This window comes from Rhodocytophaga rosea (genome assembly GCF_010119975.1).
Classification (GTDB): domain Bacteria; phylum Bacteroidota; class Bacteroidia; order Cytophagales; family 172606-1; genus Rhodocytophaga; species Rhodocytophaga rosea.
In genome coordinates this window covers 5014063-5030372 of sequence record NZ_CP048222.1, presented here as the reverse complement: position 1 = coordinate 5030372, position 16310 = coordinate 5014063, and the positions used below count along the sequence as shown (strand labels likewise).

Sequence of the window (16310 nt, the reverse complement as noted above, 5' to 3'; positions counted from 1 at the left end):
GCTGCTACCGGCAAAAATTAAGGAACAGCACAGCTTCTCTCTGTAAATATATATTTTTACACGTATTTACGTAAAAAAAGGCTGAGGTTCATTTCTACTAATGCCGGTGAATATTTCACTTTGACCAGAACAAAGCCGGCTGTTAACGGAATGTAAGAGATTTGGTCGGCGAAACAGACTTTTGTACAGGTTTGAACACTTGCAAAGGAAGATTATTGCGGGCCACGACCAGCAGTTTAGCATCTTTGGTTTGTAAGGGTTTTATATCGCGCACCTCTCCTTCCAGCAAAAAACCATTTTCCGTGGGCAGTACCGGTTCAAAGCTGCCTTTTCCATTTCCTTTTAGTAATAAGCCATAGCTGGCATCATACCGGCCCTGGTACATGCTTACCCCATAAAAATTCCCGCCCAGCAACACATCCAGATTTCCATCCTTGTCTACATCTTCTATATAAAAGGCAAATATTTTAGACACTTGTGCTTCCAATGGTAATGTATGGACTTTAAAATTTTTGTTTCCGGTATTTTCCAGATAAACCGATTCAAATGTATTTACTTCCAGTAAGTCAGCCTCTTTTAGCTGTTCGGTTGTAAATATTTCATCAATAGCTTTACCAGCAAAGCTTTTATAATCTGTAAATTTTTTGTTTATCAGGGGTAATTGTTTGCCCAGTTCATCTTTGGTAGCTACCGGATACCATTTATCGCCTAAACTGTAGGAGAGAATATGCTCCAGTGTCTGATTGGCATCAATGTCTTTTACATACATTTTCAGCTGAGAATCCGTACGTTTGCGGAATTTGGTATTAACGCCCAGATTACCAGCTATCAAATCAATATCTCCATCTTTATCGAAGTCTGCGGCTGCCAATGCACTCCATAATCCCTTCTTCTCTGACAAGCCAGCAAGATCCGATTTCTCAAATTTGCCATTCTTATTTTCAAATACCTGTACTGCCATCCAATCTCCGGCAATGATTAAGTCATCATCTTTGTCATTGTCATAATCTACCCATATAGCATCCGTTACCATACCGACTTTGCGAAGCTGGGGAGCCAGTTTTTCGGTCTGGTCGGAGAAGTGGCCTTTTCCATCATTGATCAGCAAGTATGAATTGGGTGATTTTCCGTAATTATATCCAACTACCCGGCCGCCAATAAATAGATCCAGATCGCCATCTTTGTCAAAGTCGAAAGGCCGGACACAGCTTTTGTTATCGTACATGGCAGGCAAGCTGTTTTCTGATCTGGTAAAATTACCTTTCCCGTCATTCAGATATAGGCGGTCGAACAGTTGCGACATTTGCCCATAGAACTCATTTCCGGCTGTAACGACATAGAGATCCCGGTCTTTGTCATTATCTGCATCAAAAAACACAGCATCTACATCTTCATAAACAGAATCGGCTTTAAACAGGGCTTCATTTATACAGGTAAAACCTTTGGCATTTTGTACAAATAACTTTCCAGGCTGGTGTTTGGCTCCGCCTGCATAAAAGTCATCTAAGCCATCGCCATTTACATCGCCGGTTGCCAGCGCAGGTCCTTCCGTAGATACCTGAAACGGCATAAGTCCCTCCCGGAAAAAATCCAGATAGTCATTCTCCTGATGTTTATGGGCTAGTTTTAATGAGTCGCTGATATCCTGATACAAGTTATTTCCAGAAGGGTAGATTTGATTAAACACTATATCATACTCAGCATTTGCCTGCAATTGATTAAGCACTAAAACTGTATCGGTGGCAACAGCAGTGGCTATTTGTACTTTCTTATCCGGCCAGATAATAATGATAGAATCAATTTTTTCTGCTTTTCCGACACCAAAAGTAAGTACCGGTTCTACAGCCGAGAGAAATCCACGGGTTGGCATTAGCTGCTGAATTTGAGTGGTACCTTTGTTTTTCAATATGGCCTTTGCCCCTACACCGAATGTATTCGGTGCTATTCCTTGCAGTTTTAATTTTATGTAGTGATTGCCTGCTTGTTTTTCACTATTGTTGCGGTACACACCCGGCTGGTCATTTATGGTATTAGTCACCAGATCCAGATCGCCATCGTTATCCAGATCAGCATAAACAGCGCCATTGGCAATATCTGGTTGATCAAATCCCCAATCTGCAGATTTATTCTCGAAGCGAAGGCCATTTATACCCTGGAATACATAATTATGGACTTTCCCTTCCGGCATAGCAGCCATTGAATTTTTATCCATTTTTCTGGACGTTTCCAGCGCACTACTCACAGAATCATTTAATGCATATTTGATATAATCCAGGTCGTTGGGCCGCCTGACAATCCCATTGGTTATAAAAATATCCTTTACGCCATCGTTATCATAATCGGCTAAAAGCGTGCTCCAGCTCCAGTCAGTGGCTGCTACGCCAGACATTAAGGCTATGTCACTAAATTTTTTTCCGGAAGAACTTAGCTGAAGACAATTACGGCTGTACTGATTGAAATAACCAAATTGTAGTTTGTAAAGAAAAATATCATAGGGATCTTCCCCCATAGAAGCCTTTTCAACCTTTTCATCTTCCGGATACATATCCAGTGTCATGATATCCTGAAAGCCATCATTGTTGAGGTCTGCAATATCGCATCCCATAGAAAAGCGGCTCAGGTGGGTAAAATGCTCCTTTACGCTTTCTTTAAAGGTGCCATCCTGATTATTGATATAATAATAATCGTCTTCATGAAAATCATTGGATACATAGATATCCTCCCATCCATCATTATTAAGATCGGCTACAGAAATACCTAAACCATACCCCATCGCCGCCTGGTAGATACCTGCTTTCTCACTTACATCTTTAAACCTGATATTGCTTTTTTGGGTAGAATCTGCTGATACCAATGGGTTTTCGAAAAGATAATCCCCTGCTTCGTTGTGCCGGAGGGCTCTGGAAGAAACCCTGTCATAGCTTCGGGATGTATGTACGGCATGGTTTAACAGATACGCATCCAGGTCTCCATCTTTATCATAATCGAAAAAGGCTGCTTGTGTAGCAAATCCTGTAAAGTCAAGGCCGTAATCAAGTGCTTTCTCCGTAAAAGTCATGTCACCATTATTGATATATAACTCATTAGAGCCCTCCAGACCTTTATAGTTGCCAACAGCACATACATATATATCTAAAAATCCATCTCCATTCACATCTGCCATCGTTACACCGGTTTGCCAGTCGGCAAAACCCTCTACGCCTGCTTTCTGCGTAATATCTTCGAATGTAAAATTACCTTTATTAAGATATAATCGGTTTTTGCCACTATTGGAAACAAAATATACATCGGTTAAGCCGTCGTTGTTTATATCGCCTGCGGCTACACCAGCGCCATTATAGAAATACAGGTAATCGAGAATATTAAGTTTGTCTGAGTCTTTTACTTCATTGATAAATCCGATCCCACTTTGTGTAGAATCTATTTTTGAGAACAGCGCTTTCTGGTCTTTGGATGAATTACAACCCAATAAGAATACCCAAAGGAGCACACTACTGAACAGGCTGTTTTTTATAACTGAAGATCTGAGTTTTGTCATTATTCTTGGCTAACACAATGAATTCCTGATTACTGGCACCTTTTATTTTTCTGGCATGCCGTACCTGACCTTTTACAAAAAATCCTGATTCCCTGGGAAACACTACACTAAATTTACCCTTTCCACTGCTTTTTAATATCAGTCCGTAATTGGCATCATACCGGCCAATTTCAGGAAGTACGTCAAAGAAGTTACCTGTGAGCAAAATATCCTGCTTTCCATCCTGGTCATAATCCAGGGTTTCAATCCCATATATGGGTGAGAACTGTGCTTCTACCGGCAAGGCTTCTAATGTAAATTTACCATTACCTTCATTTATTAAGAATGAAGAGGCAGGATTATAGACTTTTTTCTCGACCACTGTTTTCATCTGTTCCGGCGAAAATATGTCAGCAACTCCTTTGTCAGCGTACTCACTGAATTTAACAAACTTCTTTTTTACCAGTGGCAAGCGTTTTTGCAGCTCTGCTTTCAATACCATCGGATAAGTTTTGCCATTTTCAGTATAGCAGCTTATAATTTGCTCAACAGATCCATTCTGATCATAATCATTTACATATAATGCTGCCGGTTTTTCTTTACTGGCAGTGATGCGGCTGTTAAGGCCTAAATTTCCGAGAATAAAATCAATATCTCCATCTTCATCAATATCAGCCGGATGTATTGTATTCCACCAGCCTTCACTATTTGCCAGCGCCGGACTATTCATTTTATCCAGACGGTTGCCTTTCACGTTCTTAAATATACTCACTGGTGCCCAGTCGCCGGCTACGATTAAATCGGGATAGGTATCTTTATCTATATCAGCCCAGGCAGCAGCTGTAATCATACCCAGTTCGCGGATCTGTGGCATATACCGTTTCGACATGTTTTTGAAGGTACCTGTGCCATCGTTTACATACAAATAATGTAAGGGATCATATCCGTACTGGCCGGGAATTAGCCTGCTGCCAACAAACAAGTCAATATCTCCGTCTTTATCAAAATCGGCTGCTGCCACACAAGAGCCGCTTTCAGCTATGGCTGGTAATCCAGCCGATTTTGTAAAATTTCCCCTCCCATCATTCAGGTATAAATGATCTAATAATTGCTCATCCCCGACTGTAAATTCATTTCCTCCGGTCACTACATATAAATCGAGGTCTTTATCGTCATCAGCATCAAAAAATACGGCATCTATGTCCTCTGAAAGACTATCTGCGGCTATTACAAATGAAGGTAAGGGTTGAAAACTGCCATCAAGCTTCTGTGTATACAAAACGCTCTTTTTGTTTCTGGCACCTCCAAAAAACAAATCATCGAGGCCATCGCCATTTACATCGCCGGTTGCCAGAGCCGGCCCCTGGGTAGAATACATTTGCTTCAATAGTACATCCCGGTCGAAGTCAACAAAGCGGTTTTCCTCATGCTGGTAATCCAGTTTTACCTGGTTGGTTACATCAGTAAAAATTTTCTGATCAGCTTGTTGTTTGGGTACATATGTTTGCCCGGCATTGGCGTGTTCAAGAATAATATCCTGGTCAGCCTTTACATTTGTTAAGGTTTGCATTTTATCATCCGGCCAGATGACAGTAATCGAATCTATAGCAGGTTGATTTCCCAATCCGAAAATTAGGGTCAGGTCTATGGAAGATTCAAAACCACGGTTGGGCATTTGCTGCAGAAATTGCGATTTGCCTGACTGATACAGGTATACTTTAGCGCCAATAGCATGTAAATTCTTTCCGCTTCCTTTTAGCTTAACCCTGGCATAATGTGTTTTTAACTTTTCCGATGATCCATTCTTATAAACAGAAACCGGACTGTTTACATTATTTATGATCAGATCCAGGTCACCATCATTGTCCAGGTCACCATAAGCTGCTCCGTTAGAAAAACCGGGATCACCTAAACCCCAATCCTGGGCCTTATTTTTGAACTGAAAGTTTCCGGCATTTTTGAATGCATAATTTGGAATAGGCGTTGAAGACATCTTATTCATCAATTCCTGGTTAAACTTATATCCTCCCCGTTCAAAAGCTTCACGCACCGTTTCTTCCTCATCCAGAAAATTTACAAAATCCTGGTCTGTAAGATCTTTATAGATGCCATTGGCTACAAAAATATCTTTCAGTCCATCATTATCCATATCGAAAATGAGTGCGCCCCAGCTCCAGTCAGTAGCATGCACATTGGCCAGACGGGCAATCTCGCTAAAAGTACCATCACCATTGTTGAGGTGCAGCATATTCTGCATGTACTGGTAATGAAAATCGCGGGCTAATTTGAGTTGTTCCAGGTTATAGTTTTCAAATTGAGAAGTGGTTTTCAGGCGGTAATTATCTCCCGGAAGCATATCCGTTACAAAAATATCCAGGTTGTTATCGTTATTGATATCGGCAATATCAGCCCCCATCGAAGAGAGACTTTCGTGCTGCATCCATTCTTTGGATTCTTCTGTAAAAGTGCCGTTCTTATTATTGATATACAGATAATCACGCTCGTAGAAATCATTCGAGATATAGATATCCAGCCAGTTATCATTATTTACATCGCCAATAGTAATGCCCAGGCCAAATCCGATCAGGCTGCCGTACATGCCAGCTTGCTCGCTTACATCGGTAAAGGTATTGTTGTCATTTCTCAACAATTTATCTCCGCCCAATTCATCCCGCTGGTTACGCAAATTGGCGTACTGCAAACGGCTCACCGGATAGGAACTGTTGTTGAGCAAATACACATCTAAATCTCCATCCCGGTCGTAATCAAAAAAAGCAGCATGGGTAGAAAACCCTTCATCATCCAGGCCATATTCAGCGGCTTTTTCAGTAAAAACAGGATAGCCATCTTTAGATAGGCCATTGTGGATAAAGAGTTCATTCTTACGGCTGTCTCCATTTACATCTCCGGCATTGCACACATAAATATCCAGAAATCCATCCCCATTTACATCTGCCATGGTTACTCCAGTACTCCATGCCTGCTTACCGGCTACGCCAGCCTTGTTTGTAATATCTTCAAACGTAAAATTGCCTTTATTGAGGTAAAGCTGGTTTTCACTCATATTAGAAGTCAGATACACATCCGGCAAGCCATCATTGTTTACATCTCCTATGGCTACGCCTCCTCCATTGTAGAAATTGCGGTAATTGAAAATATTCATTTCCTGAGTATTCTCAACTTTGTTTATAAAATTGATGTTGGTATATGCAGAATCGAGTGAGGTAAACAGCGTTTCTTTTTTTTGTTCTTCCGGTTTGCATGAACCAAGGATAAGCAGAAAACAATAAACCAGAACTAGTATAGGATGAGGATATGAGGTCATTATAATGTATTTTATCCCGGCAGAAACTCTACCGGATTACATATGGCGGCTACATTGAAATATTATATTACTTCTGGAGCGAATACAAAAATAAGAAATAATCAATGATTTCCGGAGGCATGTTGATTAATATGCAAGAATAAATCAATCTCTACTCCATAAAAACCATTATTTAAAGATATTTTTTACCTAAGAGAAGGTAGAGAATGGAGCTGGAAATAAAAGATTTCTCATTTCCAGCTTCGGTAATACAGAAATAAAAAACAGAATGCATATTATCTAATAACAGCTTTTGCAGGAGCCACCTTGTACAACCTTTGGGTCAGCACCGGCTAAGAGCGGGTTGTATAGAGTGGTGGATGCAAAAGCGGGGCCTCTACGGCCTAGGAGGAGAAAAGTCTCTGCGCAGAATATCAGCTTTAATACGCACATTGATTTTTATACTGGTATAAGTATTGGTTTCACCGAGTTATGGTTTCATTGAAAAGGCTATAACTATAGAAGATTCAAATTCTGTTGTTTACCAGCCAGCCGGCTTTTCCAGTGTGCCACCAGGATAGGCTACCCGGCAGTCTCCTTGTTTGATAAATCCTGATGTCTGAATATCTATATCAAACCTTGGCAAATCACTAATAATAACAAGTCGTTTTCTGACAATGGCAGAAGCAGAAAAATAGCCTAAGGCCTGGTCATTTGCATCATTTACATTAGTAATATTTCCTGCAATGGTGGATGGAAGCGGATCTAAAATGCTGCCTACCCTGGTTACCTGCTCATCAAAACGTTTCCAGAATTGATATGCTTCTTTAGTAAGAGATTGCTGGCTGATTTCTACCAAATGCGATCCGATAGTAAAAATAGGCGAGTAATAGACATTCTGCTTTCTGATTTTATTTCCATTCACTGCGTCATCCGTGAGAATATGTACGGAACTGCTATAATTGGGAAGCCAGCAATATTCATAACAAATTATTTGTGGGCTACCTATCACACAGGGAACACCGGTAGCCCGTTTGAGAAGAAAACTAAAGCCTGACCACCGGTAATAATCTTCCGTTTCTTGCGGGTCTTGCAGATCTGCATACAACATATAACCCGGTTCCCGGCGTTCAGAACTCCAGGTATCTACATATTCACTATATAGACTGTCAATTGCAGGAACAGCAGCCATTTTTTCGGGTTGTGAAACATATTTTTTCCCGTCCGTTAATTGTATGGTTAGTTGATAGGTTTTTCCTACCTGGCCTATAAATAAAGAATCTCTTGTCTGGTACGTACCTTGATCGGTATAAAACAGTTCAGCTTCATTACCTTGTTCATCGCTGATTTTTACCTGGGCATTAGAAATAAACAATTCATTGGGTATATCGCGTGCTGATTGAAAACTACCCGAATAGGTAAGACGCACAGAATAAGGCGGTAGCTCATTGGTGATCATGCCTTCCACAACCAGCCTGGGTTCTTCATTACGAATAGGTAGCTGTACTTCGTCTATACAAGATGAAAATAAACCCAGGATAATCAAAGCTGAAATAAATACTACTTTCATAATCAGATAATCAAAAGTAGAAGTTAAGCGTTAAGGATGGAATAAATGAACCAAGTACTGAAAGCTGGTAAGCTCTGGTAACTGTGCGGACTTTGGAAAAATAGATTGAATACGGATTTTTTCTGCTGTATACGTTGTAAATAGAGAATATCCAGGTACTATATCTTTTCTGGTCTTTTTTTACACGGGTATCTTTTGTAAAGGAAATATCCAGCCGGTGATAATCTGGCAACCTGTCTAAATTCCGCTTGGAATAATCAATAACAGGCGTATTATTAAATACATATTGCCCATCGGGATACGTTATCGGCCGGCCGGTACTATATACAAAATTAGTGGAAAAAGTCCAGCCTCTGCCCAGCAGTAGTTGTGAAGAAAGTGCGGCATTATGAGGTTTGTCATAGGTGGACGGAAAATACGCTCCTTCATTCACACTTTCAGTGGCAAAGTCTGCCTGTACTTTTGCCAGCGAGCGCGAATAGGTATAACTTAACTGCCCGGTTAGTTTTCCCTTATTTTTTGCTAGACTAACTTCGATGCCATACGCTTTGCCCGATGCCGGTAACAAAGCCGTTTCTATGATAGGGTTCATCAGTAGTACAGCCCCATTTTTATACTCTACCAAACTGGTAATATCCTTATAAAAAGCCTCCACAGAAGTTTCTATTTCATTGCTTTTAAAATTATTGAATATTCCTACGGCTAGCTGGTCTACCACCTGTGGCGGGATATAAGAATCACTCACTTTCCAGAAATCCACTGGCGAAATAGCGGTTGTATTTGAGATTAAATGCAGGTATTGTCGCATTCGGTTATAACTGAACTTTACCGCTGTTTGCGTTCCAAATCCTACTCTCAGCGAAACCCTTGGCTCCCAGCCACCATAGGTCTTAATAAATTTTCCATGCTGGTAATCCAAACTATCCTCAATAGCCTCCAGAGTACGGGGTGCACCTTGCGTATAACTATAAACTTGCCTGGGGCCTACATTGCCAAACCAGGAATAGCGAACCCCTGCTTGTAAAGTAATAGCTGGGGTGATTAAAAATTCATCGCTGATATAGGCAGCCATTTCACGGGCAAACTCTTTTTGTAAAGTCTGGGGATTAATAATGGAATTTTTAAGTGGCTTGCGACTTCCAGGATTAAGCGTATACCAGATCGCATTTGCCCCGGCTTCCAACTTATGCCGGCTCTTTAAAGCATAGAACAAGCGTGTTTTTACCTCCTGATGCTTGATGGAAGAGGCAAGCAAAAACTGATATTGCTCTTTTAATCCTTCCATACCCAGTTTGTAATCGCTGTGAATCCCACTCACAGTCAACACTAAATCTTTTCTAAGGGCACTGTTCCAATGTAAAGAAGCTAGATTAGAATGCCATGTATACAACGTATCTTCCGGAAATTTAAAATTGTCGGTGCTTCTGTATGCCGACAATGCAATCGTATTGTTATCATTTAACTTATACTGCAATTTCCCATTTACATCATAATAAAAAGCACGGTTGCCTTTGAACTGTTCAGGAAATAGACTTAAAATAAAATTGGGATAGGCTACTCTTCCACTGGCTAAAAAAGTAACTTTATTTTTTATCAAAGGGCCATCCACTATAATTCGGCTACTTATGGGGCCTACGCCAAATGAGGTTCTGATCTGCTCCTCGTTGCCCGACTTTGTATGTATATCCAGTAATGAAGAGAGCCTTCCTCCAAAAGGAGCTGGTATGCCTCCTTTGTATAAGGTTGCTTCTCTGACAACATCCGGATTTACGCTGGTGAAAAAACCCAGTAAGTGCGAAGTATTAAATACAGGCGCTCCATCCAGTAATACTAAGTTCTGGTCTACACGTCCTCCCCTTACATTAAAGCCGCCTGCTCCTTCCCCTACTGTAGTTACACCTGGCTGGAGTGTAAACGCCTTTATAATATCAGCTTCTCCCAATACAGCCGGAATTTTATTGAGGGTCTGAATGTTCAACTGGATAGTACTCATTTGTGCACCTTTCACATTCTGATCCGGCGTTTTACCGGTCACGACCACCTCTTGTAACTCCTGTGTAGAATTGACAAGTTTTAAATCGAGCACTACATCATCGGTAAAAGTTACAGACCTGGACTGGGAACGGTAACCTACGGCTGAAAAAGTAATAATATATGTTCCGAAGGGTAGTTCAATAGAATAAAATCCTTGCTGATCAGTTACAGTTCCTTTTGCAGTATTCTTTACAAGAATATTTACTCCAACAACAGGTTTCTGGGTTTCTATGTCAAGTATGGTTCCCTGTAATTTTGCTTGTCCATATATATCAGTTATGCCAAGCAACATAAAAAGTAAAAAGCACTTATAAAATGCACATAATGTTCGATGCCTGGTTTGTAATAACTGATTGATTAAAATGAACATAAGGGTAAGCTCAAGAATAGTGCTGGCGTATTAAACAACAACCTATTAAAATTTACAGCATAAAAGTATTTACGACCGAGTGCATCTATGCTGAAAGTAAAGCAATTATACATTTCTGTATATTAATTGAAGGTGAACAGCAGTGTTGATTTTCGAATACTTTGTATAAACATGTATAGGTAGTTTGAATTACATAATTTTCTATCCTATACACTCCTAAATATATTTGGGTTAAAAAAAAGCAAGCTGTCGAAACAACTTGCTTTTCAAAATATACATTGCTAACGAATTATCAATATCCTGTATTCTGTTTCAGATTGGGATTATTTGATAACTGCTGTGATGAAATGGGATACAGCTTTTTATTAGGATCTGTGTCTGTTTTGAATTCCCATGTATCAGTAGTGAATTTTCCAAAACGTATCAGATCATTGCGTCTCCAGCCTTCCCAGGCCATCTCACGACCGCGTTCTTCTAATAAGTTGTCTAAAGTTACCTCCGTAAAATCTGGTACACCGGCGCGGGCCCGTACCTGATTCACAAAAGGCAGAGCTGCTCCTGCGTTACCCAGGCGTACCAATGCCTCTGCCTTCATTAAAAGCACATCTGCATAGCGGAAAGTTACCAGATCATTGTCCTGGTCAGAACGGGTATTATTGCGTTGCACTTCATATTTTACATTCCGAACACCTTCGTTTCCAAGAGCCCTTTCTAAAGAAGTAATAGTTGGCGTAAAAATCAGATCTTTTCTCTGATTATCTACTCCATCTACAAATGCAATCACATTACCACTTTGATCTAACTGGGGTCCAAAAAGCCACATTTCCCTGCGTTTGTCATCTTCCGTAAATTTGTTAAAGAATTCAGCCCGGGTAGCCCAGCCATTCCATGGGTTATTGGTCAGGCCATACGTTCCTCCTTGTCCATAGTGCAAAGTACGCATCTGCCATGCAAATCCGGTTGCATAGATCTTATCGAAAGGAATAACAAAAATATTTTCTATATTAGAACCATTTTTGTCATTATCTACAGCAAAGTTATCCAGATACGTGCCATTTAAGCTATAATCCCCGGAATTGATCACTTCATCTAAGGCAGTGATGGCATCTTGCCAGCGTGGCGTTCCAGTATATACTTCAGCATTCATATACAGTTTAGCCAGTAATGTATTTGCTGCTGATTTATTAAAACGGGCATAGGTAGTAACATTATTGGCGTCTATCAGATTCGGTAAAGCCGCTTTAATTTCGTTTTCTACGAAATTAAACACTTCCTGACGGGTGCTCTGTGGTGGATTACCTACGGGAGAAGTTTCTGTAATAATAGGTACATTCCCATACAAATCGCATAACCAGAAGTAAGCAAAAGCCCGTATCATACGCAATTCAGCAACAATCGATTCTTTTCCTTCAATGGTTAGTGTACTGGCATTAAGGCCTTTCAAGCTAATATTAGTACTTGCAATAGCTGTGAAACCCCATTCCCAGGCACCATTTATCTGCCCGGGCGAAACTGGTGTCCAGGTATGCTTTACGAGCTGTTGCCATTGACCATTATCATACCAGTCAGGTCCGCGTGTCGGTACTACAATTTCATCTGTAGTAACTTCAGAAAGTTCAAATGGTGCCCCATTCCATCCTCTGAGTGTTCCATAGGTACCACCTACTGTAGATAATAGTTCATTCGCATTTAATGGAAAATTTTCTGCAGAGGCACGGTCATATACTTCGGTATCCAGGTCAGTACAAGCATGTATTCCTGTAAGCAGTAAAGCGCCACTTAATACAGCTGTTATTTTTATTTGCTTAAACCTTTTCATTCTTAGTAATTAGTTGGTTTAAAATAGATATAAATTATTATTAAAAATTCAAAGAAACCCCAGCGGTGAAAGAACGTGTACGAGGGTAGAAAGTAATGTTCTCTAATCCGGGAGATAAATTTGTGTTAATAGCATCATCGTTATTATTGCCATATATATCTCTGGATGCACCCAATCTTGGTTCAGGATCAATGCCACGATATTTGGTAATTACAAAGGTGTTATTGCCGGCTACAAATATTGAGGCACTTGTCACATACTTCCAGAAAGTAGGTAATTTGTAAGATAAACGCCAGTTATCTAAACGGACAAAATCTCCTTTCTCTACCCAAAAGTCAGACCATGCCGGAGATAAACCTGCAGGAATACCTGTAGAGAAAGCATCTTTAATTACGTTATTACCAGGGAACCGGTTTGGATTAGCCGAATAAATATAAGGACCATTGGCAATTTTATGACCTAAAGCACCTCTGAACAGAACAGAGAGATCAAATCTTTTGTAAGTAAAATTATTGCCCCAGGAATAGACTAAACGAGGCTGGGCATCACCAATAAAGGTACGGTCTTTACCAAAAGGATCTATAGAACCATCACCATCAATATCTTTGAAATTATAGATAGGCTCTCCTTTTTCAGTTGTACCAAAGCCCTGAAAAACCGGGCCATAGAACTGCCCAATCGGATAGCCTTCTATTAATGCTACTGGATTGGCTATACCACCTTGTCCACTACCATAACCACCATACGTTCTTGGGTTACTGGCATCATACCTGAATATTCCGGATGAAAGCGAAACAATTTTATTCCTGTTATGGGCTAAGTTTAAATTAGTTTTCCATTGAAAATCTTCTCTGTCAATAACCAGGTAATCTACGGCAAATTCAATCCCTCTATTGTTTATCTCTCCAACATTTGCTAGTACACTGCTCGTTAATGCGGTAAGATTCTGGCTTCCATATGTACTGCCAATAGCAATCGGATAAGAGAATAGTAAGTCGCGTGTATCTTTGCTATATACTTCCAGGGAGCCATTAAGCCTGCCTTGAAGCAAGGAGAAATCAACCCCAATGTTAGTCATAGCAGAGGTTTCCCACTTCAGATCAGGATTAGCATTCTGGCTGTATCCATAGGTGGTTTGCCAGGCGCCATTATTCAGGAAAGAGCCATTAGCACCATATAACAGCAGGGGAGCATAGTCGTAAATACCTTCCTGGTTTCCGGTAACTCCGTATCCGGCACGTAGCTTTAAATCGCTGAAGATACCTGTATTCTTTAAGAAACTTTCTTCTCCAATGCGCCATCCTACTGAAACTGAAGGAAACCAACCCCAGCGGTTATTAGACCCAAAACGGGAAGAACCATCCCGGCGGATATTGGCAGTCAGCAGGTATTTCTCATTAAAAGAGTAGTTTATACGTCCGAGAAAACCTACCAGGATCGCTTCGGTTTTATATGAACTCACTTCACGATTAGTAGTACCATCTGCCTGTGCATTGCCAGCATTTAAATTGCTATAGCCAAATACATCCGGGAAACTCCTGTTTGCTGCTCTGAATCCTTCATTACTTAGTTTCTGATAGGTATAACCTCCTAAAACACTTACATTATGAGTGCCAAAAGTTTTGGAATATTGTCCTGTTATTTCAAGTAATTTGTCAATAGTCTCCCTGGTATCCCGCTGAGCAGCAGACTGATTATTACCACCTGCCGTAAAAGTACTTGGCTGGAACCGGCCATAGATCCAGTTATTATTACTGATAGAGCCATTCACCCCGAACTTTAATCCTGTAACAGGTTCTATAGAAACTTTTACATTGCCTAAAGTCTGCTTTTCACGGCCTAACTGTTCAATCTGTTCTAATAATGCAAGCGGATTAGCAATTTCAAACCCGCCAGGAATTCTTTTACCATTGTATACATCAAAACCAGCTACGCCTGGCTGTAAAAATGTTCCCTGGTCATTATATACTGGTATTGTGGGATTAATACGTCCGGCTAAAAGAAAAGCAAATGGATCTACTTGATTCTTATTGGCAATTTGCTGAGAAAGTAATAATTGTATTTCCAGCTTATCATCTAATGCTTTTTGCACCAGATTCAAACGTCCATTTAATCTGTCATACGATGAGTTATGCATAATGCCAGGCTGATTCAAATAGACAAGTGAACCACGATAAGAGAACTTATCGGTTCCACCTGAAACAGCTAAACTGTGGTTTTGGCTTACCGCATTCCGTGAAAGCTCCTTAAACCAGTTGGTGCTGGCTCCATAATCATTGGCAGTTACATCCAAGTTTAATTCTCTGAGTTTAGATCGATATTCATCAGCTGATAGAAAAGGCAAAAACTTAGCAGGAGTTTCTACACCTACATATCCATTATATTCAACAGTTGTTTTGCCGGCTATACCCCGTTTGGTAGTAATAATAATTACACCATTAGCGCCTCTTGATCCATAAATTGCAGCGGCAGAGGCATCTTTCAATACGTCAACTGATTGAATATCTTCCGGAGCTACTGCATTCAAAGGAACACCAGCCACCCCATCAACCACAATTAATGGCTCACTGTTGGCACTTAAAGAGGAAGTACCTCTTAGCCGGATGGCCGGGCGGTTATTTGTTGGATCACCACCGGAGCTCACTATATTCAAACCCGCTACTCTGCCTTGTACTGATTGTAATGGATTATTGATAACCCCAACGTTCAGGTCTTTGGCGGTTACGGTTGCAGTAGCACCAGTAACATCGGCTTTCTTTTGCGTACCATATCCTACCACTACAACCTCTGATAATGCTTTTACATCAGAAGCCATATTTACATTGATGCTTGTCCGATTACTTACCGCAATTTCTTGAGTAGTATATCCAATATAACTAAAAACGAGGGTTGAATTACTAGGAACTGAAAGTGTATATGCGCCTGTTCCATCCGTAACTGTACCATTTGTTGTGCCTTTTACTGTAATATTAACACCAGGCAAGGGAGAACTATCTGCTTCGTCAAGAACTTTTCCTGAGATATTTACATCCTGAGCAAACGTTTGCAAAGGAAAAGTAAGGGATAGAAGCAAAGCAGATAAAAATATACTGTACTTTTTTATTCCTCTTATGCCACACAGGTTCAATACCCTGTTACCAGACAAAAAGCCATAAATTGCTTGTTGAGTATTGTTTTTCATAGTTTAATAAAGGTGATATATAAAATGCAATTATTAGATACTTACAAAATTGTTAAATTATTATACTAGGGTCCTGGACCAGCAGCATGTTTTGTTAGAATAGGTGTTTTGTATGGCATAGATTTAGTAAAACTGATTAATCTTAAAATGATTCTGATAGTTGAATACTTATTTTTGTTTAATTTCTTTATAGCTAATTAATGCTAATTAGTTGTCTTTCTTAGACAACTGGCAACAATCCTTTCAAGAGAGTCATTAGATAAAGTATATTAATGGGTAAGTTAAATAAAATATAATAAAAATCTAATTTAATATGTGATTTTTTAATTTTTGCTACATATAATGTAATTATCTTGTGGATGCAAAGGAAACATAAAGCTTTACATTCAATATACAATCCAGAAAAAATATAATTTTTCCTTATCTGTCAAAATTATATTTTCCAAGGAACAAGCAAAGGAGGATGATTGAAAATATTCGAGCTAGGATTCTAGCCGTAGATAAGCCAGCATAGC

The 16310-nt window shown here is 40.0% G+C and carries 6 protein-coding genes; all 6 read right to left on the bottom strand.

What is annotated here, in order from left to right:
* Nucleotides 1–142: 142 nt before the first annotated feature.
* Nucleotides 143–3538, bottom strand: a complete 3396-nt coding sequence (locus tag GXP67_RS20760) for a VCBS repeat-containing protein (RefSeq protein WP_162444904.1) — start codon at nt 3536–3538, stop codon at nt 143–145.
* Complete coding sequence (locus GXP67_RS20755) at nt 3492–6842, bottom strand: VCBS repeat-containing protein (protein WP_162444903.1); 3351 nt, start codon at nt 6840–6842, stop codon at nt 3492–3494. The genes GXP67_RS20760 and GXP67_RS20755 overlap by 47 nt, the downstream gene beginning before the upstream one ends.
* A 520-nt stretch (nt 6843–7362) precedes the next feature.
* Nucleotides 7363–8391 carry a DUF4249 domain-containing protein gene (locus GXP67_RS20750; RefSeq protein WP_162444902.1) on the bottom strand — a complete coding sequence of 343 codons (1029 nt, stop codon included), beginning with the start codon at nt 8389–8391 and terminating at the stop codon, nt 7363–7365.
* Between the two features lie 10 nt (nt 8392–8401).
* Nucleotides 8402–10717, bottom strand: coding sequence for a TonB-dependent receptor (locus GXP67_RS20745; RefSeq protein ID WP_162444901.1), 2316 nt, complete (start codon nt 10715–10717; stop codon nt 8402–8404).
* Between the two features lie 370 nt (nt 10718–11087).
* Nucleotides 11088–12614 (bottom strand): RagB/SusD family nutrient uptake outer membrane protein, encoded by a 1527-nt coding sequence (locus GXP67_RS20740; protein ID WP_162444900.1) that lies wholly within the window; start codon nt 12612–12614, stop codon nt 11088–11090.
* 40 nt (nt 12615–12654) lie between these two features.
* Nucleotides 12655–15795, bottom strand: a complete 3141-nt coding sequence (locus tag GXP67_RS20735) for a SusC/RagA family TonB-linked outer membrane protein (protein ID WP_162444899.1) — start codon at nt 15793–15795, stop codon at nt 12655–12657.
* Between the last annotated feature and the right edge of the window lie 515 nt (nt 15796–16310).

Excerpts from the sequence above, each read along its gene's own strand:
- GXP67_RS20760 (WP_162444904.1), bottom strand. The coding sequence starts at position 3,538 with ATGACAAAACTCAGATCTTCAGTTATAAAAAACAGCCTGTTCAGTAGT.
- GXP67_RS20755 (WP_162444903.1), bottom strand. The coding sequence starts at position 6,842 with ATGACCTCATATCCTCATCCTATACTAGTTCTGGTTTATTGTTTTCTG.
- GXP67_RS20750 (WP_162444902.1), bottom strand. The coding sequence starts at position 8,391 with ATGAAAGTAGTATTTATTTCAGCTTTGATTATCCTGGGTTTATTTTCA.
- GXP67_RS20745 (WP_162444901.1), bottom strand. The coding sequence starts at position 10,717 with ATGTTGCTTGGCATAACTGATATATATGGACAAGCAAAATTACAGGGA.
- GXP67_RS20740 (WP_162444900.1), bottom strand. The coding sequence starts at position 12,614 with ATGAAAAGGTTTAAGCAAATAAAAATAACAGCTGTATTAAGTGGCGCT.
- GXP67_RS20735 (WP_162444899.1), bottom strand. The coding sequence starts at position 15,795 with ATGAAAAACAATACTCAACAAGCAATTTATGGCTTTTTGTCTGGTAAC.